Annotated in this window: 22 protein-coding genes, 1 tRNA gene and 1 other RNA gene; 11 read left to right on the forward strand and 13 right to left on the reverse strand. The window is 62.8% G+C overall.

The features are described 5' to 3' along the window. The first annotated feature begins 23 nt into the window (after positions 1-23). Positions 24-1,697 (forward strand): DNA repair protein RecN, encoded by a 1,674-nt coding sequence (gene recN, locus ACFPME_RS00670; RefSeq protein ID WP_377301006.1) that lies wholly within the window; start codon positions 24-26, stop codon positions 1,695-1,697. Positions 1,698-1,723: 26 nt separating this feature from the next. On the opposite strand, the gene ACFPME_RS00675 is transcribed toward recN, so the two are convergent. Then, positions 1,724-2,356 (reverse strand): response regulator, encoded by a 633-nt coding sequence (locus ACFPME_RS00675; protein WP_377301008.1) that lies wholly within the window; start codon positions 2,354-2,356, stop codon positions 1,724-1,726. Positions 2,357-2,449: 93 nt separating this feature from the next. On the opposite strand from ACFPME_RS00675, the gene ACFPME_RS00680 reads away from it, so the two are divergent. After that, complete coding sequence (locus ACFPME_RS00680; RefSeq protein ID WP_377301010.1) at positions 2,450-4,057, forward strand: MASE1 domain-containing sensor histidine kinase; 1,608 nt, start codon at positions 2,450-2,452, stop codon at positions 4,055-4,057. Between the two features lie 290 nt (positions 4,058-4,347). Here the strand turns inward: ACFPME_RS00680 and fur are convergent, their stop codons facing one another. After that, a complete protein-coding gene (gene fur / locus ACFPME_RS00685) occupies positions 4,348-4,770 on the reverse strand; it encodes a ferric iron uptake transcriptional regulator (RefSeq protein ID WP_377301012.1) in 423 nt (140 codons plus the stop codon). 76 nt (positions 4,771-4,846) lie between these two features. Between fur and ACFPME_RS00690 the strand changes: the two genes are divergently transcribed. After that, on the forward strand, positions 4,847-5,302 hold the full coding sequence (locus tag ACFPME_RS00690; protein ID WP_377301014.1) for an outer membrane protein assembly factor BamE: 456 nt from the start codon (positions 4,847-4,849) through the stop codon (positions 5,300-5,302). A 52-nt stretch (positions 5,303-5,354) separates the two neighbouring features. Here ACFPME_RS00690 and ACFPME_RS00695 read toward each other — a convergent pair whose 3' ends face one another. Further along, positions 5,355-5,618, reverse strand: coding sequence for an RnfH family protein (locus ACFPME_RS00695; RefSeq protein WP_377301016.1), 264 nt, complete (start codon positions 5,616-5,618; stop codon positions 5,355-5,357). A gap of 7 nt (positions 5,619-5,625) precedes the next feature. After that, positions 5,626-6,057 carry a type II toxin-antitoxin system RatA family toxin gene (locus ACFPME_RS00700; RefSeq protein WP_377301018.1) on the reverse strand — a complete coding sequence of 144 codons (432 nt, stop codon included), beginning with the start codon at positions 6,055-6,057 and terminating at the stop codon, positions 5,626-5,628. Positions 6,058-6,139: 82 nt separating this feature from the next. Between ACFPME_RS00700 and smpB the strand changes: the two genes are divergently transcribed. After that, positions 6,140-6,631 carry an SsrA-binding protein SmpB gene (gene smpB / locus ACFPME_RS00705; RefSeq protein ID WP_077517912.1) on the forward strand — a complete coding sequence of 164 codons (492 nt, stop codon included), beginning with the start codon at positions 6,140-6,142 and terminating at the stop codon, positions 6,629-6,631. 57 nt (positions 6,632-6,688) lie between these two features. Here the strand turns inward: smpB and ssrA are convergent. Next, positions 6,689-7,043, reverse strand: a transfer-messenger RNA (tmRNA) gene (ssrA, locus tag ACFPME_RS00710). A 273-nt stretch (positions 7,044-7,316) separates the two neighbouring features. On the opposite strand from ssrA, the gene ACFPME_RS00715 reads away from it, so the two are divergent. Both ACFPME_RS00715 and ACFPME_RS00720 read left to right on the forward strand, forming a co-directional pair. Beyond that, positions 7,317-7,640 carry a c-type cytochrome gene (locus ACFPME_RS00715; protein ID WP_377301021.1) on the forward strand — a complete coding sequence of 108 codons (324 nt, stop codon included), beginning with the start codon at positions 7,317-7,319 and terminating at the stop codon, positions 7,638-7,640. A gap of 18 nt (positions 7,641-7,658) precedes the next feature. Beyond that, positions 7,659-8,012, forward strand: a complete 354-nt coding sequence (locus ACFPME_RS00720) for a c-type cytochrome (protein WP_377301023.1) — start codon at positions 7,659-7,661, stop codon at positions 8,010-8,012. Between the two features lie 83 nt (positions 8,013-8,095). Here the strand turns inward: ACFPME_RS00720 and ACFPME_RS00725 are convergent, their stop codons facing one another. Further along, positions 8,096-8,704, reverse strand: coding sequence for an NfuA family Fe-S biogenesis protein (locus ACFPME_RS00725; RefSeq protein WP_377301025.1), 609 nt, complete (start codon positions 8,702-8,704; stop codon positions 8,096-8,098). A gap of 149 nt (positions 8,705-8,853) precedes the next feature. Between ACFPME_RS00725 and ACFPME_RS00730 the strand changes: the two genes are divergently transcribed. Continuing rightward, entirely contained in the window at positions 8,854-9,195 is a 342-nt protein-coding gene (locus tag ACFPME_RS00730; RefSeq protein ID WP_377301027.1) for a 4a-hydroxytetrahydrobiopterin dehydratase, read from the forward strand. Here ACFPME_RS00730 and ACFPME_RS00735 read toward each other — a convergent pair whose 3' ends face one another. Further along, positions 9,196-10,194: an RluA family pseudouridine synthase gene (locus ACFPME_RS00735; protein WP_377301029.1), complete on the reverse strand. Its 999-nt coding sequence runs from the start codon at positions 10,192-10,194 to the stop codon at positions 9,196-9,198. A gap of 332 nt (positions 10,195-10,526) precedes the next feature. Between ACFPME_RS00735 and ACFPME_RS00740 the strand changes: the two genes are divergently transcribed. Further along, the gene (locus tag ACFPME_RS00740; RefSeq protein ID WP_377301031.1) at positions 10,527-13,622 is read left to right on the forward strand and encodes a ribonuclease E/G; all 3,096 of its coding nucleotides are present in this window, start codon (positions 10,527-10,529) and stop codon (positions 13,620-13,622) included. A 75-nt stretch (positions 13,623-13,697) separates the two neighbouring features. On the opposite strand, the gene ACFPME_RS00745 is transcribed toward ACFPME_RS00740, so the two are convergent. Then, positions 13,698-14,351, reverse strand: a complete 654-nt coding sequence (locus ACFPME_RS00745; protein ID WP_377301033.1) for a response regulator — start codon at positions 14,349-14,351, stop codon at positions 13,698-13,700. 87 nt (positions 14,352-14,438) lie between these two features. On the opposite strand from ACFPME_RS00745, the gene ACFPME_RS00750 reads away from it, so the two are divergent. Further along, complete coding sequence (locus ACFPME_RS00750; protein WP_377301035.1) at positions 14,439-14,594, forward strand: hypothetical protein; 156 nt, start codon at positions 14,439-14,441, stop codon at positions 14,592-14,594. Between the two features lie 173 nt (positions 14,595-14,767). On the opposite strand, the gene ACFPME_RS00755 is transcribed toward ACFPME_RS00750, so the two are convergent. The 3 genes from ACFPME_RS00755 to tpiA form a co-directional block, all read right to left on the reverse strand. Further along, positions 14,768-14,852: transfer RNA gene (locus ACFPME_RS00755), tRNA-Leu, on the reverse strand. A gap of 11 nt (positions 14,853-14,863) precedes the next feature. Beyond that, on the reverse strand, positions 14,864-15,307 hold the full coding sequence (gene secG, locus ACFPME_RS00760) for a preprotein translocase subunit SecG (RefSeq protein WP_377301037.1): 444 nt from the start codon (positions 15,305-15,307) through the stop codon (positions 14,864-14,866). A gap of 7 nt (positions 15,308-15,314) precedes the next feature. Further along, complete coding sequence (tpiA, locus tag ACFPME_RS00765) at positions 15,315-16,082, reverse strand: triose-phosphate isomerase (protein ID WP_377301039.1); 768 nt, start codon at positions 16,080-16,082, stop codon at positions 15,315-15,317. Between the two features lie 132 nt (positions 16,083-16,214). Between tpiA and ACFPME_RS00770 the strand changes: the two genes are divergently transcribed. Together ACFPME_RS00770 and ACFPME_RS00775 are read left to right on the forward strand one after the other, a co-directional pair. Continuing rightward, on the forward strand, positions 16,215-17,018 hold the full coding sequence (locus ACFPME_RS00770) for an SDR family NAD(P)-dependent oxidoreductase (RefSeq protein WP_377301041.1): 804 nt from the start codon (positions 16,215-16,217) through the stop codon (positions 17,016-17,018). An 80-nt stretch (positions 17,019-17,098) separates the two neighbouring features. Beyond that, the gene (locus ACFPME_RS00775; RefSeq protein ID WP_377301043.1) at positions 17,099-17,770 is read left to right on the forward strand and encodes a DUF6445 family protein; all 672 of its coding nucleotides are present in this window, start codon (positions 17,099-17,101) and stop codon (positions 17,768-17,770) included. A 5-nt stretch (positions 17,771-17,775) separates the two neighbouring features. On the opposite strand, the gene ACFPME_RS00780 is transcribed toward ACFPME_RS00775, so the two are convergent. Further along, entirely contained in the window at positions 17,776-18,708 is a 933-nt protein-coding gene (locus ACFPME_RS00780) for an isopenicillin N synthase family dioxygenase (protein ID WP_377301045.1), read from the reverse strand. 96 nt (positions 18,709-18,804) lie between these two features. Beyond that, positions 18,805-20,157: a phosphoglucosamine mutase gene (glmM, locus tag ACFPME_RS00785; RefSeq protein ID WP_377301047.1), complete on the reverse strand. Its 1,353-nt coding sequence runs from the start codon at positions 20,155-20,157 to the stop codon at positions 18,805-18,807. Positions 20,158-20,185: the final 28 nt, after the last annotated feature.

Consider the following 20,185-nt stretch of genomic DNA (forward strand, 5'->3'; position numbering starts at 1 on the left):
CTCATTCCATCATCTGCCAGCCTATGCTCACGTCACTCTACGTCCGTCATTTTGCCGTCGTCGAAGCCGCCGAAGTAGCGTTCGGCCCCGGGCTTACCGTGGTCAGCGGGGAAACCGGCGCCGGCAAGTCCCTGCTGGTCGATGCCTTGATGCTGCTGGCGGGCGCCCGTGCCGACAGTGGCATGGTGCGGGCTGGCAGTGACCGGGCCGAACTGGCCGCAGAGTTCGATCTGGCGGATCTTCCGCAAGCGCGCCAATGGCTGCAGCGCGAGGAGCTGGACGAAGACGGTGGGTGCCAGTTGCGCCGGGTGATCCGAACTGAAGGAAGTTCCAAAGCCTGGATCAACGGCCGGCCCGCCAACGCGCGCCAGCTAGGCGAGCTCGCTGCGCTGCTGGTGGAGATCCACGGTCAACACGAGCATCAGGCGCTGTTGTCGCGATCACATCAGATGGCACTGCTCGACGCCTACGCCGGCCACGATGATCTGCTGGCACAGGTGCGCGACAGTGCGATGCAATGGCGCGAGATCGGTGTGCGCGTGCGCAGGCTCAGCGGCGGCGATGATCGCGACAAGCGCATCGACATGCTGCGCCATGAAGTCGGCGAACTGGAAAAATGGACGCTCCCCGAAACCGAACTGGGCGAGCTTGAAGCAAGCCACAGGCGTCTGGCCAATGCCGGTCGGTTGGCCGAAGGCGCCGCCAGCGTGGTGGAACTGCTCGATGGCGACAGCGAGTTTGCCCTTCGCCGCGCGCTTGGACGGGCACACGCCGAGCTCGGCAAGCTCACCATGCTCGACGACAGACTCGCACCCCTGCTGGAATTGCTCGACAACGCAGGCATCGAGCTCGGCGAGGCGGCCGACGGCTTGGCCCGGTATGCGCAGGATGTCGACCTTGACCCGGAGCGCTACACCGAAGTCGACAACCACCTGGCCCGCCTGCACGAGCTGTCGCGTCGGCATCGATTACCCATGAGCGAACTGCACGACAGGCTCGGCACGCTTCGCACCGAACTGATGGAGCTTGAAGGTGCCGGCGCCGCCCTGGAGCAGCTCGCCACGCAGCGCCAGCAGCTACAGGATGACTACACCCGATCGGCGTCGCGTCTGAGCCAGGCGCGCGCCGTTGCGGCGGACAAACTCGGCGAGGAAGTCAGCATGTTGATGGCCGAGCTGGGGATGACTGGCGGCCAGTTGCGTATCGAACTGGAAACGGTAGCCGGCGAAGAGCCTGACCCGCAGGGCCAGGAGCGTTGTGAACTGCTGGTCAGCGCCAATCCCGGCCAGCCGCCGCGGCCGCTGCGCAAGGTCGCCTCCGGTGGCGAACTGGCGCGCATCAGCCTGGCGATCGAAGTCGCCACACTGGGCAAGGACACCGTGGGCAGCATGATCTTCGACGAGGTCGATACCGGCATCGGAGGCGCCGTGGCCGAGGTCGTTGGACAGAAGCTGCGTGCGCTGGGTGGTCAGCGGCAGGTGTTGTGCGTTACGCATCTGCCGCAGGTCGCGGCGCAAGGCCATGCCCATCTGCGCGTCAGCAAACACAGTGACGGTGAGTCCACCCGCACCCACATCGACAAGCTGGATGCCGGCGGGCGACGCGATGAACTTGCGCGCATGCTCGGCGGCGTCGAGATCACCCGTGAAACGCGAGCGCATGCCAAACAGATGCTGGAGCGGGCGCAGACCGCCTGAGCGCACGGCCCGCTTCCGACACTCAGCTATTGGGGTGACAGCAGCCCACGCTCGGTCGCCATCCGGTAAAGATCCAGTTCCGAACCCGCGCCCAGTTTGCCCATCAGGCTGGCGCGGTGGATGTAGATGGTCTTCTGGCCGATACCGAGCTCCGCCGCCACCTGCTTGGGCGCCCGGCCACCGGCCAGCAACAGAAACACCTCACGTTCGCGCGCCGTCAGCCGGTTGATCGGATCCAGCGCAGCGTTCGGACGGTCGGCGCGCCGTTGGCGCAGATCCGAGCTGAGGAAACACTCCCCGTGCATTACCGCGCGCAGGCCGGCTACCAGTTCCTCGGGCGCCACGCCCTTGGTGACATAACCGCTGGCACCGCGGCGCAGGGCCTCGGAGACGTAAGGCTCGCCGTCGTGCATGCTCAGCACCACGATACGCGTATGCGAGCAAACGCTGAGCAGATGCTCGATCAAGGGCAGCCCGCTGCCATCGGGCAACGACAGATCCAAGGCCACCAGATCCGGGCGCCAGTGACCGACGGCTTCCACCGCGTCGTCGGCGCTGCGGCACTCGGCCACGACGTCAAGATCCGGCTCCATCTCGATCAGCCGCTTGAAACCCTCGCGGACAATGGCGTGGTCATCAACCAGAACGATGCTGTACATCCCGCTACTTTACACATTGCGCCGCGTCGCATGCACGTTCGTTGTGACGCCCCGCCCCGCACCGTTGCTGACCGCGCATGTACCATCTCCGGCATGCGTCTGAAACCACTCCATCTGCCCGACTCCGGCCCGCTGCTCGGCGCCGGCTATCTGTTGCTGTGGCTGCTGCTGTGGCCCACGGTGCAGCCGTTCTGGATGCTGCCGTACGGCCTGCGCTTCGGCGCCTTGTTGTTGATACCGGTGCGCCATTGGGGCTGGTTGCTGGGTGCGGAACTTGCCGCTGCGACGGGTCTGGCGCTGGCGCATGGACTGCCTGCCGGCTGGGCCGGGTTTGCCATGGATGAATTGCCCGAACCGTTAGTGATGGCTGGCGGGCTATGGCTTTTGCGGCGGTTCAATCTGCATGCCAGTTTGCACAGTCCGCAAGAGGTGACCCGGCTGCTGCTTTCTGTTGTACTGATGGTGACGGCGACCACCGCGGTTGACGCGGCCTTGTTCGCCCTGGTCCGCGTGCCGGATTCTCCCGAACTGATGCTTCGCGTGCTCGGCGAAGAGTTGCTTAGTCACTACCTGGGCATCCTGCTGATCGTGCCGCTGATGATCATGCTGCTGCGTACCCGGATCGATCAGGGAGCGTTGGCAAGTCTGGTCATGGACGGTTTGCTGGTAATGCTGCCCTCCATGACGATCCTGCTGGTGTTGTCGGAACAGGCTGCACCCCAACCGCAGTTTGCGCGAGTGCTTTCGTTGGCGCCGGTATTGTTCTTCGCCTTCCGCCACGGCTGGCGCGGCGCCAGCCTGGCGATGCTCATCACCAGCCTCGGCATGACCCTGGTCGACCAGCATCTTGGCCATGCGCCGTCCACCGCCGCCGCGTACCTGTTTCTGGCCGTGGCTGGCACCGGCGCGCTCATGCTCGGCTCGGCCACCGACGCCTTGCGACGAAGCAGTGACCGGGTCGCCGAGCAGAACGTCTACCTGGGCGCGGTCAATCGTCGACTGGATCAACTGGCCCATCAGTTACGTGACGCAGCCCGCGGCAACCTGCAGGCGGACGAGAACCAGCGCCGCCACCTGGCAGCAGAACTCCACGACGAACTGGGACAGAACATCACGGCCATCCAGACCCACGTCAAGCTGGCGCAGACGCGCTTGCATCAGGCTGGCATGGAAGACATCAGCACCTCGATCAACACCATCCTCGCCCACATGCGACGGGCCCTGCACCGCCTGCTGGACGACCTGCGTCCGGCCGTGCTGGACGAGTTCGGGTTGCTGCGCGCGCTGGACGAAGGACCTATCCGGGATCTACTGAATACCGCCGGCATGACGTACCACACCGAACTGCATGGTGAACCCCGTCTGCTGGACGATGACACGCGCACCGCGATCTATCGGCTGGTCCAGGAAAGCGCAACCAATGCGGTCAAACACGCCCAGGCCAGCGAGTTCCGGCTGCGCCTGCGTATCGGCGAGCGCCAAGGCATCGCGCTGGCCGTGCTGGATCTGCGCGATAACGGCGCCGGCCTGCCCAGCCGGCTGCCCCGAGGTGGCCGAGGGCTCCAGGGCATGCGCGACCGGGTCACCTCGTTGGGCGGCCAGTTTCGGCTGCGCCCGGAACAAGCCGGGGTTCATCTGCGTATTTTGCTGCGAAGCAACAACCATCCTGTAGACAGCCATCGGGACGCCCGACGGGACTAGGAATTTTTCCGATACCGGAAACGTGAAGCCCTCGTTACGATCGGTTCATCGATGTGGGGGAGCCACCATCGCGAGATGGTGGATCAGAGTCACCGTGGGGACGGGGGCTCTGAAACAACGGCAGGATGCCGTTTCGCCACTACCTGGCGACGAGCAAGGCAATCGCGAGCCATTCGCGCATGCCGATCGAATCAGGTAGGGGAGCAGCCGCGAGTGGACAGGAGTCCTTCTCGCGGCTTTTTTATGCCTGCCCCTCAGCGCCAGGCCCAACCTTCGCCGCCTCGTCAACGCTAGCCTTTGCGCGAATGCGGCTTCGGTCGCACGTAAAGCACCAGGCTGTGATCCTCGATCACGTAGCCATGCCGCGCAGCAATCTCATGCTGCAGGCGCTCGATCTCTTCGCTGACGAACTCGATCACCTTCCCGCTGTCCACATCAATCATGTGGTCGTGATGTTTTCCGCGATCCAGTTCGTAAACCGCCTGGCCCCCTTCGAAGTTGTGCTTGACGATGATGCCGGCAGCCTCGAACTGGGTCAGTACACGATAAACGGTGGCCAGTCCGATGTCTTCCTGATGCGCAAGCAGGTTCTTGTAGACGTCTTCGGCCGTCAGGTGCTGCACCCCCTCCTCGTCGAAGATCTGCAGAATGCGCATGCGCGGATGGGTCACCTTGAGGCCAACCCTGCGCAACTCTTTGGTTTCCTGCTCCATTGGTCACTCTCCGCACACGGCGTTTTCGAGCCGGTAGTGTATCATCCGACACCCTTACGACCCGGACGCAATACGCATGCAAAAGCTGATTACCCTGCTGGTTTTCGCCATGCTGGCGCTTTCCCTTGCCGGCTGCCACATCGCTTACAAACCCGACGTGCAACAGGGCAATCTGCTCGACAAGAAGGTAGTGGATCAACTCAAGCCGGGCATGACCAAGCACCAGGTGTTGGTGCTCATGGGCACGCCATCGGTGAGCACGCCGTTCGACCAAAGCCGCTGGGACTATGTCTCGACGTTTTCGCATCGCGGCAATCCGCAAAAAGTGCGTACCTTCACGCTGACCTTCAACAACGACACGCTGGTTCGTACCGAAGGCGACTTCTTTGCGCAGGATGCCCAGCAATTGGTCAAGGACAGCAAGAAATACAATGCCGGTTACCCAGTCAACGAAACCGAAGGCGACAAGAGCAAATCACCGCAGGAAAGCAAGAACGACGGTGGTTTCGGGAAGGACGACAACAGCCATTGATCGTCAATCGCTGGCAGGCGAGCCCGAGGCCAATTTGCCTATTCGCGGGGTGTCAGCGGGCACGCCGGCGGCGCGCTTCCATGGGATCTAGCAGCAACGGTCGATAGATCTCGATCCGGTCGCCGTTCTGCACAGTGCGATCAGGCGCGACCCTGTCGCCGAATACGCCCAACCGATGAAGGTCGACTACGCCGTCGGGGAGCTCGCCGGCAATACCTGAAAGATCAATCACCTGCTTGACCGAGCTGCCATGGGGCAGTTCCACCCGCAGCAATACCTGCCTGTCGGCATCCGCATAGACCACCTCGACCACCATCGTTCGCTCAACCATAGATGCGCTCGGCCTCGCCGCAGAAGTCGTCCACCATGCGCCCGGCCAAACCCTGGAAGCCCAGCTTCAAGGCGGCGCCACCAAGCCGGCCCGCGTAGTCAAAATCGAGCGCAAAGGCGACCTTGCAACCGGCGTCACCGAGGGCTGTGAATTCCCATAGGCCTTCGAGGCTGCGAAACGGGCCATCAACCAGACTCATCTGCAGTCGCACGGGTGGGTCGACGGTGTTTCTTGTGGTGAAACTCTGCCGCAATCCAGCGAACTTGAGATCCAGCCGCGCCACCAGCGCATTATCCTTACGCTCGAGAATCTCCGCACCGGCACACCACGCGAAGCGCTTTGGGTATGCTTCAACGTCATTGACCAGGTCGAACATCTGCATCGGCGAGTATTTCACCAGTGCGCTGCGGCGGATTTCGATCACGGCAACCTCTTACATCACGCTTGGTTTGGCCCGCTGTGCGGCGGAACCAGCATCAGGGCAGCAAGGCCCGAGTTTAACGGACATGGCCAAGGCGAAGGACAAAGACAACAAGGGCGGCGGCACCATCGCGCTCAACAAGCGTTCGCGTTTCGAGTACCACATCGACCAGCGTTTCGAGGCCGGCGTGGCGCTGCAGGGTTGGGAGTTGAAGGCTTTGCGTGCTGGGCGGATCAACTTCGGCGACAGCTATGCCGTCGTCCTCAAGAACGAGATCTTCCTGATCGGCACTTCGATCCCGCCACTGATCAGCGCGTCCACCCACGTCATCGCCGAAGATCGGCGCACGCGCAAGCTTCTGCTTCATCGCAAGGAAATCGACCAGTTGGTCGGTGCCGTCGAGCGCAAGGGCTATACGTTGGTGCCCACCGCGATGTACTGGAAAGGCAACAAGGTAAAGGTCGAGATCGGCCTCGCCCGCGGCAAGCAGGAGCATGACAAGCGCGACACCGAAAAGCAGCGCGACTGGCAGATCGAAAAACAGCGCACCATGCGTTCGCACAATCGCTCCGCTTGAATCCACTCCACTGCCGTCGTCCATAAAAAAACCCCCGATCGCTCGGGGGTTCTGCATTGGTGGAGGTGGCGGGAGTCGAACCCGCGTCCGAAGGCGTTAAATGCCCGGATCTACATGCTTAGCTCACCGTTCGATCTCGTTCCGCGACAAGCACGATGGGCGAAGCGCACCGCGGAACCAGCCTGATTGATCTAGCCTAGAACCGCCAGGCGGCAGCGTTCGGCGATCTCATGATAATGACCCTACACCGACGAGCATGAGCACAAGTGGGTTCGGGGCTTACGCCTTAAGCGGCGAGAGCGTAGTTGTCGTCGTTGGCAACTAGAAGTTTGCTGCTGGATTAACGAGGAAAGCTGCCCCCTCGGCATGCACCAAGTCATCTCACTACCCCCGTCGAAGCCAGAACACCCCCGGGGAAAACGATTTGATCAGAGCAGTATATGGGGCTTGCCACTGATACATCAATGCCCCCGCCACTGGAACCATCGTTGTCCAATGGCCCGCATCCAGGCACCTTCGGATTTCATCCTCATGCCGGTCATCTCGTCGTCCGCCGAAGATGGCGTGGGACGGCTACCCAAAAATGGATGGCGTTCGTCCCGGTGTTGTTCCGCCGTGAACCCAACGACTATACTTCCGGACTTTACATCACCCTGTACCCGCCGTACTCGTGGGAATGATCTCGATGACTCGATTGCAATTGATTGGCCTGGCTGCGGCCATGGCACTCTTCGCCACCCTCGGTGCGCACGCTGAAGGCGACAAGGCTGCCGGGCGCAAATTGATTTACACCTGCGCGGGTTGCCATGGCGTTCCCGGCTATACCAACGCCTACCCACAGTATCCCGTCCCGAAAATCGCCGGGCAGAACGCTCAGTACATCGTCAACGCGCTGCATGGCTACCAAAGTGGTGATCGCAAGCATCCGACCATGGGCGCCCAGGCGCAGAGCCTGTCCGATACGGACATCCAGAATATTGCCGCTTATCTTTCCAGCCTCGCCAAGTAGTTGCCAAGGAATCTCCGCATGAAACATGCGATCACCCTGCTTTCGTTCGGCGCCACACTGGCGTTCGTTTCCACCCAGTTGCTGGCCAGTGGCAGCATCGAGAACGGCAAACAGAAAGCCGCTACCTGCTTCGCCTGTCACGGGGCGGACGGCAATTCGGTCGATCCCCAGTATCCGCGCCTGGCGGGACAGTACAACATGTATCTGCAGCAGGTGTTGCATGAATACAAGGATAGCCAGCGCGAGAACCCGATCATGAAGGGCATGGTGGCCACCCTGTCGGATCAGGATATCGAGGATATCGCCGCGTACTTTTCCAGCCTGCCGAGCAAGCTCGATACCTTGAAGGGTCACGTCGAAGGCGACAAATAGGCGAACGCTGCTGCCGCACCGCACGTACCAAGGGCCCGCCAGCAATGGCGGGCCCTTGCTTATCCGGGATCAGGAAAGTGCAATCAGGCGACCGCCGACTTGCCGTCGGCCTTGGCGTAATAAGGTTTTTCCCCCACGGCGTGATCGGTGGCATCAAGCACCGCGGTTATCTCCGGCACCCGCTCGCGCAAGGTCTTTTCCACGCCCTGCTTGAGGGTGACATCAACCATGCCGCAGCCATGACAACCGCCGCCAAACTGAAGCACCACCGCACCGGCGGCCGTGATCTCCAGCAGGGTCACCCTGCCCCCGTGCGAAGCCAGTTTCGGATTGACGTCTGCTTCCAGCACGTAGCGCACGCGCTCGATCAATCCCGCTTGCGCCCCCGGTATGTCGCCCTTGATCTTGGGCGCGCGGATGTTCAGCTGGCCACCGGTGGCGTTCGGTTCGAAGTCGATGGTCGCGTTGTCCAGCCAGCTGGCGCTGTCGCCGTCGACATGGAAGTTGAAGCCGGCGCACTCGATCGTCCATTCACCGCCCGCAAGATCGATCGGCTCGCAGAATTCGAGCTCGCAGTTGGCCGCCGGCGTACCCGCCGCGGTCACCCGCAGGCGGATGCTCAACCCGTCAATGCCCTGCTGTGAGAGAAGCCGCAGAAAGTGTTGTTGCGCGCGTTCGGAAATATCGATCATGCTTGCTCCAGTGTCGCCAAACGGGTGCCGGCAACCCTGCCGGCGAAACAGCACCATTTTAGTCCTGTTTCGAATCCGCTGCTTGCTTTGACTTTTACGCGCACAACTTCGACGCTTCGCCTTCAATGTCATCCGCGTGGAAACCCTCTATGAATGCCAATGACCTGGCCACCCGCCATTGCGAGCCGCGCAAGGGCAAGGAACATGCACTGGATATCCATCAGGTGTCTGGCTATTTGCGGCAGCTGCCAGGCTGGCAACTGCTTGACGACGGCATGGCCATTGCCAAGGACTTCAAGTTCTCCGACTTTCACCAAACGCTCGGCTTCATCAACGCAGTCGGTTTCATGGCCAACAGGGAAGACCACCATCCCGATCTCGAAGCCGGCTACGGCCATTGCCGGTTGCTTTGGTCGACCCATGACGTCGGCGGTCTGTCGCTGAACGACTTCATCTGCGCTGCACGGGTCGAGGCGTTGCTGGGAAGGTGATCAGAAGTCAGTGCGCGACTTGTCCCGCGAGTAGACGAGCCGTTTGCCTTTGACGGCAAGCACATCGAGAAACTCCTTCAGGTCATCCGGCAGCGGTGTGGAAAAACTGTACGCCCGGTCATCGAGCTCAAAGCTCATGTGCGCAGCATGCAGGAACAACCGCTGCAAACCCATGTCGCGGAAACGCTTGTTCATTTCCTTGTCGCCGTACTTCGGGTCGCCCGCCAGAGGATGACCGATGTGCGCCGCATGCACACGGATCTGGTGTGTGCGCCCCGTGCCCAGCGTAGCCTGCATCAGGCGTGCACCGGGATACTGCTCCATTTCCCGAAAAAACGTCAGCGACGGCTTGCCGTTGTCGGCGACCCGCACCATCCGCTCACCGCCTTGCAACACCGATTTCAACAATGGCGCGTTGACGTCGAATTTCGCCTTGGACGGGTGGCCGAGCATGAGACACAAATATTGTTTGGTGACCTCGCCGGCGCGAATCGCAGCCTGCAGCCCGGTCAGACCAGCCCGCGTGCGGGCAAACACCAGGACGCCGCTGGTATCGCGGTCGAGTCGATGCACCAGTTCCAGATGTTCGTGCGGCCGCGCAGCTCGGAGCAGTTCGATCGCGCCATGGCTGACCCCGCTGCCGCCATGACTGGCGACCCCCGAGGGTTTGTCGATCACCAGGAGGTGCTTGTCCTCGAATATGACGGCATCGGCCACCGAGGCCACCAAGCCACTGGCGGGCGGGCGCCCTTCCGGGCGCGCCGCTACCCGAACCGGCGGAATGCGCAACGTATCACCGTCAGCGAGACGGGTATCCGGCTTGGCCCGTTTGCCGTTGACGCGCACCTGGCCCGTGCGCAAAAGGCGATAAATCATGCTCTTGGGCACCCCCTTCAACAGGGTCACCAGCGCATTGTCGATGCGCTGACCGTCCCTTTCGGGACCGATCTCGACTTGACGTACACCGTGAGGTGCGTCGGGGGAAGTTGCCGTCTGCATTGAAAAAAACCTGCTGAAATAGGATACTCGTCGGGCGCTACATTCTGCCCATCGGTATCTGGATCGGGTCGAATGCCTGCCCGTAACGTCGGCGAGGATTGCGCCGGTTGCCTTGGCGGCCGGTCGCGGCTCCCTTTCATCGTAACGGTTTGGGTCGCTGTTTGTCCGATGCCGTGAGGTGTCGGGGCGGCAGGCGCAGCTGACCGAATCATCCCGACGCCGGCAACGGTGCCGTTTTTTTGCCGCTTAACCGCAGCGGCGCGATCCCCGGCAGGCCGCCATTGTGGCGCCACCGCGGCACGCGACGCGCGGCCAAGCCGAGGATAACCACCATGAAACGTATGTTGATCAACGCGACTCAGCGTGAAGAGTTGCGCGTGGCCATTGTCGATGGCCAGACCCTGTATGACCTGGACATTGAAATCCCTTCGCGGGAACAAAAAAAGTCCAATATTTACAAGGGACGAATCACTCGAGTTGAAGCTTCACTCGAAGCCTGCTTCGTCGAGTATGGGGCAGAACGCCATGGCTTTCTGCCGCTGAAGGAAATTTCCCGCGAGTACTTCACGCCGGGCCTCGACCACCACAAGTCCAGCATTCGCGAACTGGTCAAGGAAGGCCAGGAAATCGTCGTCCAGGTGGAAAAGGAAGAGCGCGGCAACAAGGGCGCCGCCCTGACCACGTTCATCAGCCTGGCTGGCCGCTACATGGTGTTGATGCCGAACAACCCGAAGGCCGGCGGCGTCTCGCGCCGGATCGAGGGCGAGGACCGGCAGGCATTGAAGGAGGCACTCGACCACGTCACTGTGCCTGATGACGTCGGCCTGATCGTGCGTACCGCGGGTCTCGGCCGCGACGCCGAAGAATTGCAATGGGATCTCGACTACCTCCTGCAGCTGTGGAAGTCGATCTCCGAAGCCGCCAGCAAGCAGCGCGCGCCCTTCCTGATCTACCAGGAATCGAAGCTGTTCATCCGGGCGCTGCGCGACTACCTGCGGAGCGACATCGGCGAGATCCTGATCGACGAGGAAGCGCTGTACAACGATGCACGCGATTTCATGCAGCAGGTGATGCCCAACGCGTTGCGCAAACTCAAGCTGTACAGGGACGACACCCCACTGTTCACCCGCTATCAGATCGAAACGCAGATCGAGAGCGCGTTCGATCGCCAGGTGCGCTTGCCGTCCGGCGGCTCCATCGTCATCGATCAGACCGAAGCACTGACCGCGATCGATATCAACTCCTCCAAGGCCACCAAGGGCAGCGACATCGAGGAGACCGCATTCAATACCAATTGCGAGGCGGCGGTGGAGATCGCCCGCCAGGCACGTATCCGCGATGCGGGTGGCCTGATCGTGATCGACTTCATCGACATGGACAGCCCCAAACATCAGCGCGAGGTGGAAGATCGCCTGAAAGAAGCGCTGAAGCAGGATCGCGCCCGCGTGCAGATCGGACGCATTTCGCGCTTCGGCCTTCTCGAGATGTCGCGTCAGCGGCTACGCCCCAGCCTTGGTGAGGCGAGTCAGATCGTCTGTCCGCGTTGCGAAGGCCACGGCCATATTCGCGGCGTGGAGTCGCTGTCGTTGTCGACCTTGCGCCTGATCGAAGAGCACGCGATGAAGGACAACACCGGCCAGGTACTGGTGCAGGCGCCGTCCAGCGTCGTCAACTTTTTGCTCAACGAAAAGCGCGCCAGCGTGGTCGAGATCGAACTGCGCCACAAGGTGCACGTGATGATCGTCGCTGACGAGAAGCTGGAAACGCCCCATATCGAGATCCAGCGCATTCGCGAGGCGGACATGGGCGAACATAGCAAACCAAGCTATGAGCGCCTGACCACGGTGGACGCCGCCGAGCTACCCAAGATGGGCCAGGCACTTGGCAGCACCGAGCAGCCAGCCGTAAGCGGCATCGTGCCTTCCAGCCCGGCCCCATTGCGTGATGAAGTCCCCGAACCGGCTGCGGTGGAAACCCAACCGGTAGCACGACGTCAACGCCCGATCGCCCACGCCGTGCCTCCGACGGCGCCGGCGACCGGCGTCATCTCGCGACTCCTTGGCTGGTTCCGCAGCGCCGCCGAGGCCGCCCCGCCGCCGGCAGCTCCACGCAACGACGACAACGCTCGTGACAGCAATCGCAATCGACGCGACGAACGGGGAGCGCGTGCCAGCACATCGAGCGCGCCTTCACAGCGCCAGCCGCGGCGCGAGTCTGCGCAGCCGGGTTCGTCGTCCAAGGCCGGTGCCCAGCAGCAGGCCCGTAGCAATCGCCAGCGCGGCAACGAGACGCAACCGCGCCAGGCGCAACAGTCCCAAACCCAGACCATGAAAGCGGAGCGCCAGCCCAGGCCCGCCAACGTCGAGAACAATCAGGCCCGCGCCGAACGCAAACCCAATCCGCCACAGCCCAAGCCCGAACGCCAGCCCCGCCCTTCCACCGAACAACCGATCGCCGTTCCGGCGGACGATGCCGCAAAGGAAGCCGAATTGCTCGCAACCCAATCGGAGCCCATGGGGTCGGAAGCAATCGATAACGCTCTGGACACGGATGGCAGCCAGTCGCGCCGTCGTCGTGGCCGTCGCGGCGGCCGTCGTCGGCGTCGCCATGACGAATCGGTACCGAATGAAGCGAATCTCGATACCGTGCAGGCACAGGCGCTCGACGATGAGGACCGTGATGAGATCGCCAGTTCTCTGGCGCCGGCCAAAGTCGCGATCCGCGGCGAAACAGCCCGATCGGCGGGTGCATCTCCTGTCGGAAACCCGCCCGGCGGCAAACCGGATGCCGGCACCGCCCCTGCCGCGCTGGATATGCCGCCGAAGCCCGACGCCGCCGCTCCGGTCATGGCGGCGGTCAACGCCGCCGCACCCGTGACGGCAGCGTTCAACTTGCCCACGTTGCCGCCGATTCCCGATCAGGCAGGAACTGCTTCCGATCGCCCGAATGTGACAGTGGCCGTTCAGCCTGGCGCCTCCCAAGCTCCTTCCAGCGACACTCCACAGCGCGCACCCTCCGCCAGTGTGGATGTTCCCGTCAGAGCGGAATGGGTCACTCCGGCGCCTGCCAGGACAGCTACGCCAGCACCTGCGGAAGGTCCGGCCGCCACACCCGTACCGGAAACCAAGCCAGCGGCCATGGCCCCCTCGTCGGTTCGGCTCACCCCCGTGGTTTCGGCTCCAGCAGTTGCCGAAGCCCATCCGCCAACAGAACCTGGACGCACAACGGTTTCCGCCGGAGCGGCCGCTTCACCTGAAGCGGCACCAAGTCCTGCCGCGAATACTTCGGCGCTGCCCAAACAAGGCGACCTGCTCGCCCAACCCGTGCGCCCGGAGCCGTCTGCTGCGCCGTCTCATGAGACGTCCACCGCGGTCACCCCGACCGCAGAGACTGAACACGACGAGCGGAACTCCGACTCTCAAAGTTGAGGCCCGCGTATTGCAAGCACAAAAAAGCCGGACTTCTGTCCGGCTTTTTTGTGCCCAGGTTTTCTTGTCAGATCGTCAGCTGCCCACATGGTGATTGGGCGAATCGATCAAGCCGTGCATCGTCATCAGATGGGCCAGGCTGAGAACATGATCCACATGCAACTTCTCCATCAGACGTTGCTTGTAGGTGGATACCGTTTTCGGACTCAGATTGAGTTGTTCGCCGATAATGGTAAGCGGCTTGCCGCGAACGAGCATCATCGCAACCTCGAGTTCACGGCTGGACAGTACGTCGAACGGTGAAGCACTGCCGTCCAGAGTGGCCAGCGCAAGCTGCTGCGCCACTGCGGGTGCCAGATAGCGACGGCCCATCGCCACCTGACGTACCGCCGATACCAGCTCGTCGGCGGTGCAACCCTTGGTAAGGTAGCCAAGGGCGCCTGCGTCAAGCAATCGTTTGGGAAAGCGAGCGTCGTCAACTACCGTAACGATGACGATGTGGGTGGCGAGCTTTGACCGGCTGACCCGTTCGGTGAGCTCGATGCCGCTCATGCCAGGCATATGCACATCGACCAGGGCGATTTCCGGCGCGAGCGTACGGATCAGCTGCAGGCCTTCCTCGGCAGTACCCGCCTCACCGCTGATATTGATATCCGATTGCTGCTGCAGAATCATCCGAAAGCCGGTACGAACCAGCTCGTGATCGTCCACCAGAACCACATTGATCACCTGACGCCCTCCTTGGTAGGGTTTGCTGAAATTAGGCCGCGCCGCTTACCAATGCAAGCAGCTTGCCGCTCATCAACACCGATTGGTATGCCGCGATCCTTGTCGCAGACGCTGGCTTTCACCGAGCTGGCCGCCCTGCGCGGTCATAACAGCTACAACATGCGCATCATCGTTCGCATGGTGCGCCAGCACGATGGCGAAAGCTTCGTCTGTGGGCGCAATTTGCCATGGCAGAAGCGGTAGTTATGTCGGCCAACACCCACGAGCGATGTACGGGAAGCGCCGCGCATCCGCCTCGCCCAGTTGGCCGTCACCAAGTCGGCATGAATGCTATCCCGTAGCCATGAACGGAAAAAACCGCCTCGCGGCGGTTCTCCGTGTTACGGGCCCGGTGATGAATCCACCGAAACCTTCATTGGTGCCCAAGAGGGGACTCGAACCCCTACGACTTGCGTCGCTACCACCTCAAGGTAGTGCGTCTACCAGTTCCGCCACCTGGGCAGGTGTGTTGCTTAGTGCTTGGCCGGAGGCTGCGGGGCCGCCGGTACCTCACCCTTGTTCTGGGTAGGGAGTGCTGCTGGCGACGCGGCCGGAACGGCGGTGCGGGTTGCCGACGGCACTTCCGAACCCGCCGATGATGCGGCAATTGCGGCTTTGGCGGCAGCCGGCTTTTCGGCAATCGCCCCCATGACACCCAGATCATTGGCGTTGCTGTGGGGCGCCCCGTTGCCATGCAGGTAAATACCCATGCCCAGGCTGAGCAGGAAGAACAGCCCGGCAAGCACCCCGGTCGCACGGGTCAGGAAGGTGGACGAACCACGCGCACCAAAGACCGTGGCCGATGCACCGCCGCCGAAGCCGGAGCCAGCGTCGGCTCCCGCACCGTTCTGCAGCAGGATCAGCACGATCATCGCCGCTGCGATCAGAATGTAAAACACGCTGAAAATGACGAACATAGATTTTCTATTGAGCCTGTAGCGCCTGATGCGCCGCGGCGCAGATTCCAAGGAAGTCGGACGCGGCCAGAGAGGCACCGCCGATCAGCCCTCCGTCCACATCCGCCTGCGCGAACAATTCCGCGGCATTGGCCGCCTTGACGCTGCCGCCGTAAAGCAGTCGGGTCAGACGGGCAATCATAACATCTTCTTTTTCCAGTTGGCTACGAATGAAGGCATGCACCTGCTGGGCCTGATCCGGGCTGGCGGTGCGGCCGGTACCGATCGCCCAGACAGGCTCATAGGCGATCACTGCGGTATCGAAACGGGCGATCCCGTTGAGCGATACCACCGCCCGCAGCTGGCGCGCGATGACGGCCTCGGTTTCGCCAGCCTCACGTTGTTCCAACGTCTCGCCGACGCACAGGATCGGCGTGAGGCCGCCTGCGCACGCCGCGGCAAACTTGCGCGCGACGAGCTCATCGTCTTCGCCGTGATATTGGCGACGCTCGGAGTGGCCCACCAGCACCCAGCGTGCCCCGACATCCGCCAGCATGGCAGCGGAAACTTCGCCGGTGTAAGCACCCTGCCCCGGGTGCTCGCTGACATCCTGTGCGCCGATGCCCGGTCCCGCCTCGGCATGCTGGCCGGCGAGTTCGGCGAGGTAGGGAAACGGCGGAAACACGGCGACATCGATGGAATCCGGCTTGGCGGCAGCAATGTCGTTCACCAGCGCTGCAGCCATCGAGCGGCTGCCGTGCATTTTCCAGTTGCCCGCAACAAATTTCTTGCGCATGGTCTGCTTCCGCTGCGATCAAACCGCGAGCTTACCGGGCGGCTCCAGCTATGGGCAAACGGCGCGGATCGCTGGCGTCGGAAGGGAGGTCCGGTCAAGAATGAGAATTCCTGTCCTGAATCGCCCATCGCCATGTCCCATCCATTCAGCCTGATCACCGGCGCGTCCTCCGGTATTGGCGCCGCGTTCGCCCGACAGCTGGCCGCACTCGGTCACGACTTGGCACTGACCGCGCGTCGTACCGACCGGCTGGAATCCCTCGCCCGCGAACTGCGCAGTCAACACGGCATCCAGGTGATCGTGCTGACCTGTGACCTGGCCGATCCAGCCGCGCCACAAACGCTGTGCGACGCGCTGGAACAACGTGGCCTGCAGGTGGACTGGCTGATCAACAATGCCGGTTACGGCGTACCCGGCACGTTCGAGGCCAACAACTGGGCCACGCATGCCGACTTCCTGCAGGTGCTCCTCATCGCTCCCACCGAGTTGACGTGGCGATTGCTGTCCGGCATGCGCCAGCGCGGTCGTGGTCGCATCATCAATGTCGCTTCGCTCGCCGGACATGTGCCCGGGCCGGCTGGACACACGCTGTACGCGGCATCCAAGGCGTATCTGATCAAGTTCTCCCAATCGTTGGCGCTGGAGAACCGCGCTGCCGGCGTGCATGTCTGCGCGTTGTGCCCGGGCTTCACCTGGTCGGAGTTCCACGATGTCACCCGCACGCGCGACAAGATGAACAAGCTGCCGGCCTTCATGTGGCTGAGCGCGGAAGACGTGGTGCGCCAGGGCATCGCTGCCGTCGAACGCGGCGATGCGGTCTACATTCCCGGGCGGGTCAACCGCACCATCAAGACCATCGTCCAGTTGATGCCCGATCGGCTCGCACTCTGGCTTTCCGCGAGGGAGTCGAAGCGCTACCGCAACACCGAGGTTTAGGTCGGCTCACACCCATCCGGCGATTCGCGCCGCCTATCGGCTACTGTTCCCTGTATCTTCGTCCACGGCCCCTCCACGCCATGTCCCTGTTTCCGACCCAGATGCGCCCGCTGCCTTACCGCAAGCCCGTCGAAGGTCGTGACTACTGGGTGCTGGACGATGTCCTGCCGAATGCCGACGAGGTGCGCGCGCGTTGCCTGGCCAAGACGGATTGGGAATCGGGTTATCCATACACCGCCGAAGTGTGGCCTGGCATGCGTGCCACGCCTGCCTTGCTGGACGAAGAACTGGGTGCATTGGAAGCAAAGGTCCGACATTTGACGGGCGCGAAAAGAGTCTGGGTCGAGCAGGCCGAGGCTGGCATGCGGCTCAACCACAATTGCGTGCAGGTGGTCGGATCCGTCGAAGGCGCAGTCAAGCCGCATACCGATTCGACCCATCTCTGCCGCTACGCCGCCGTGCTCTATCTCAACCCCGATGTGCCCAGCCAGTGCGGCACCAGCTTCTTCCGCCAGCGCCTGCCGGGAGGGCAACTCGGCGGCAACATCGTGATGCCGCCGTATCGCACTCTGGCAGAAGCGCTGGGAAACCGCTTCGTGCAGCCGAATGCGTTCATCGAGGACGTACGCGTGGCGCATCGCTTCAACCGCCTGCTGCTGTACAAGGCCAACCTGATCCACAGCGCCACCGCGTACTGGGGACTGGAAATGGCGACCAAGCGGATGACCGCCGTATTCTTCTGGATGGCTTGACGCCCTCAGATCAACTTGATTTCGCGCAGGCGCTGCAGCAGGTATTCGTGCGAGCTGATCGAGGTGTCGTAACGCCGCGGATTATCCGCCGTGACGCACGAGTCCAGCGGATCGAGCATCACGTCCGGGTTCGGATGCAGGAAGAACGGCACCGAATAGCGCGGTTTGCGCGCGTTCTCGTTCTGCGGGTTGACTACCCGGTGCGAGGTCGACGGATACACGTGGTTGCTCAGCCGTTGCAGCATGTCGCCGATGTTCACCACGATAGCGTCGCCCTCGGTGGTGATGGGCAACCACTCACCATGGCTCAGCACCTCCAGCCCCTCGGCGCTGGCGCCGACCAGCAAGGTGATGAAGTTGATGTCCTCGTGTGCGCCGGCACGCACGTTGGGGATGTTGTCCTGGGTGATCGGCGGATAGTGGATCGGGCGCAGGATCGAGTTGCCGACGTCGGTCTTGTCCTCGAAGAAGTTCTCCGGCTGGTCGATATGCAGCGCCAGTGCGCGCAATACGCGCGTGCCGAGCTTGTCCAGAGCCTCGTACAGGCCGTAGCCGTACCTCCTGAAATCCGGCACTTCGCTGGGCCAGATGTTCGGCGGCATCACGTCGGCGAACTTCGAGTCGCGAGGAATCTCGCGGCCGATGTGCCAGAACTCCTTGAGGTCGGCGTACTGGCTGTCCTTGGCGGTCTCCACCTTGAACGGCGTGTAGCCGCGCGCACCGCCGCTGCCGGCGACGTGGTACTTCATCTTGATGTCAGTCGGCAGCGCGAAGAAACGCTGAAAGGCGTCGTACGAACCATCGATCAGCTCGCGCGCAATGCCATGCCCGCTGATGCAGCAGAAACCGAACTCGCGGTAGGCCGCGCCGAGCTCGGCAACGAAGGCGTCACGGTCGCTGTCGTAACGACGGATATCGAGGGTGGGAACATTCTTCATTGCTGTGGTCCGTTGGGCAGGGCATGCGGTCGGTCATCCGCACCAAAAGGGCGGGCACGTCGGGCCAATCCATGGCGACCCAATACGGCTACAGGTTCACGAGCGTTCGGCTGCGGATTTTACAGTCCCCGCCAGCTTCTCGGCCAACTGTTGCACTTCCGCGGCATCCGCCCCCTCGATGGTGACGCGTACCAGCGGCTCGGTGCCGGAAGCGCGCAACACCACCCGGCCGCGCCCCTGCAGTATCCGTTCCACCTCGGCCAGCGCCTGCTGCACCTCGCTGCCGGCGAGAGCCTCGCGGGCACCGGCAGCGCGCACGTTGAGCATGACCTGGGGCAACTTCCTGAGACCCTGGCGAGCGGTGGCAAGATCCTGGCCGGAAAGCGCCAGCGCCTGCAGTACCGCCAGCGCCACGATGATGCCGTCGCCGGTGGTAGCCCGATCCAGGCACAAGACGTGGCCGGAGGTTTCACCGCCGAGCATGCCGCCGTGCTGCCTGAGTTGCTGCATCACGTAGCGGTCGCCCACGTTGGCCCGAATCAACGGCACGTCGAACTCCGCCAGCGCCAGCTGCAGACCGTAGTTGCTCATCAAGGTGCCCACCACCGGCCCCTTGAGCAACCCCCGCGCGTGCAGGCTGCGCGCCAGCACGTAGAGAATGTCGTCGCCGTCGGCCAGCGCGCCGTGCCGGTCGACCAGCATCACCCGGTCGCCATCGCCGTCGAACGCGATACCGATGTCGGCGCCCTGTTCAAGCACCGCCCGCTGCAACGCCTGCGGGTGCGTCGACCCCACGTCGCGGTTGATGTTGAAGCCGTCCGGCTTGTCGCCGATCGCGATCACCTCGGCGCCCAGTTCGGCAAACACCTTCGGCGCCACCTGATAGGTCGCGCCATGAGCGCAGTCCAGCACGATCCGCAGCCCGCGCAGGTTGAAACTCTCCGGCACCGTGGCCTTGCAGAACTCGGCATAGCGCGTCGCGGCGTCCGCCACACGAACCGCCTTGCCCAATTGCTCGGAGGCTACGGTGACGAAGTCGGCGTCCACCTCCTGCTCGATCGCCAGTTCGATCGCATCAGACAGCTTCTCGCCATCGGCGGAAAAAAACTTGATGCCGTTATCGTGATGCGGATTGTGCGAGGCGCTGATCACGATGCCGGCCTGGGCGCGCATCGAGCAGGTAAGGAATGCCACCGCGGGCGTGGGCATCGGCCCGAGCAGCCCGACATCGGCACCAGCCGCCACCAGGCCGGCTTCCAGCGCGGATTCGAACATGTAGCCCGAAATGCGGGTGTCCTTGCCGATCAGCACCCGGGGCCGATCCTCACCCTCGCGCGCCAGCACGCTGCCGACGGCACGCCCCAGCCGCAGCATGAAATCCGCGCTGATCGGCCATTGCCCGACCAATCCACGAATGCCGTCGGTGCCGAAATATTTGCGTTGGTTCATGGTGTCCACAATTTCCTGGAGTTTCCCC

Source organism: Rhodanobacter umsongensis, assembly GCF_042654965.1.
GTDB classification, from domain to species: domain Bacteria; phylum Pseudomonadota; class Gammaproteobacteria; order Xanthomonadales; family Rhodanobacteraceae; genus Rhodanobacter; species Rhodanobacter umsongensis.

What these genes read in the sequence shown, in the direction of transcription:
- recN (WP_377301006.1), top strand. Translation starts at nt 24, where the DNA reads ATGCTCACGTCACTCTACGTCCGTCATTTTGCCGTCGTCGAAGCCGCC.
- ACFPME_RS00675 (WP_377301008.1), bottom strand. Translation starts at nt 2,356, where the DNA reads ATGTACAGCATCGTTCTGGTTGATGACCACGCCATTGTCCGCGAGGGT.
- ACFPME_RS00680 (WP_377301010.1), top strand. Translation starts at nt 2,450, where the DNA reads ATGCGTCTGAAACCACTCCATCTGCCCGACTCCGGCCCGCTGCTCGGC.
- fur (WP_377301012.1), bottom strand. Translation starts at nt 4,770, where the DNA reads ATGGAGCAGGAAACCAAAGAGTTGCGCAGGGTTGGCCTCAAGGTGACC.
- ACFPME_RS00690 (WP_377301014.1), top strand. Translation starts at nt 4,847, where the DNA reads ATGCAAAAGCTGATTACCCTGCTGGTTTTCGCCATGCTGGCGCTTTCC.
- ACFPME_RS00695 (WP_377301016.1), bottom strand. Translation starts at nt 5,618, where the DNA reads ATGGTGGTCGAGGTGGTCTATGCGGATGCCGACAGGCAGGTATTGCTG.
- smpB (WP_077517912.1), top strand. Translation starts at nt 6,140, where the DNA reads ATGGCCAAGGCGAAGGACAAAGACAACAAGGGCGGCGGCACCATCGCG.
- ACFPME_RS00715 (WP_377301021.1), top strand. Translation starts at nt 7,317, where the DNA reads ATGACTCGATTGCAATTGATTGGCCTGGCTGCGGCCATGGCACTCTTC.
- ACFPME_RS00720 (WP_377301023.1), top strand. Translation starts at nt 7,659, where the DNA reads ATGAAACATGCGATCACCCTGCTTTCGTTCGGCGCCACACTGGCGTTC.
- ACFPME_RS00725 (WP_377301025.1), bottom strand. Translation starts at nt 8,704, where the DNA reads ATGATCGATATTTCCGAACGCGCGCAACAACACTTTCTGCGGCTTCTC.
- ACFPME_RS00730 (WP_377301027.1), top strand. Translation starts at nt 8,854, where the DNA reads ATGAATGCCAATGACCTGGCCACCCGCCATTGCGAGCCGCGCAAGGGC.
- ACFPME_RS00735 (WP_377301029.1), bottom strand. Translation starts at nt 10,194, where the DNA reads ATGCAGACGGCAACTTCCCCCGACGCACCTCACGGTGTACGTCAAGTC.
- ACFPME_RS00740 (WP_377301031.1), top strand. Translation starts at nt 10,527, where the DNA reads ATGAAACGTATGTTGATCAACGCGACTCAGCGTGAAGAGTTGCGCGTG.
- ACFPME_RS00750 (WP_377301035.1), top strand. Translation starts at nt 14,439, where the DNA reads ATGCCGCGATCCTTGTCGCAGACGCTGGCTTTCACCGAGCTGGCCGCC.
- secG (WP_377301037.1), bottom strand. Translation starts at nt 15,307, where the DNA reads ATGTTCGTCATTTTCAGCGTGTTTTACATTCTGATCGCAGCGGCGATG.
- tpiA (WP_377301039.1), bottom strand. Translation starts at nt 16,082, where the DNA reads ATGCGCAAGAAATTTGTTGCGGGCAACTGGAAAATGCACGGCAGCCGC.
- ACFPME_RS00770 (WP_377301041.1), top strand. Translation starts at nt 16,215, where the DNA reads ATGTCCCATCCATTCAGCCTGATCACCGGCGCGTCCTCCGGTATTGGC.
- ACFPME_RS00775 (WP_377301043.1), top strand. Translation starts at nt 17,099, where the DNA reads ATGTCCCTGTTTCCGACCCAGATGCGCCCGCTGCCTTACCGCAAGCCC.
- ACFPME_RS00780 (WP_377301045.1), bottom strand. Translation starts at nt 18,708, where the DNA reads ATGAAGAATGTTCCCACCCTCGATATCCGTCGTTACGACAGCGACCGT.
- glmM (WP_377301047.1), bottom strand. Translation starts at nt 20,157, where the DNA reads ATGAACCAACGCAAATATTTCGGCACCGACGGCATTCGTGGATTGGTC.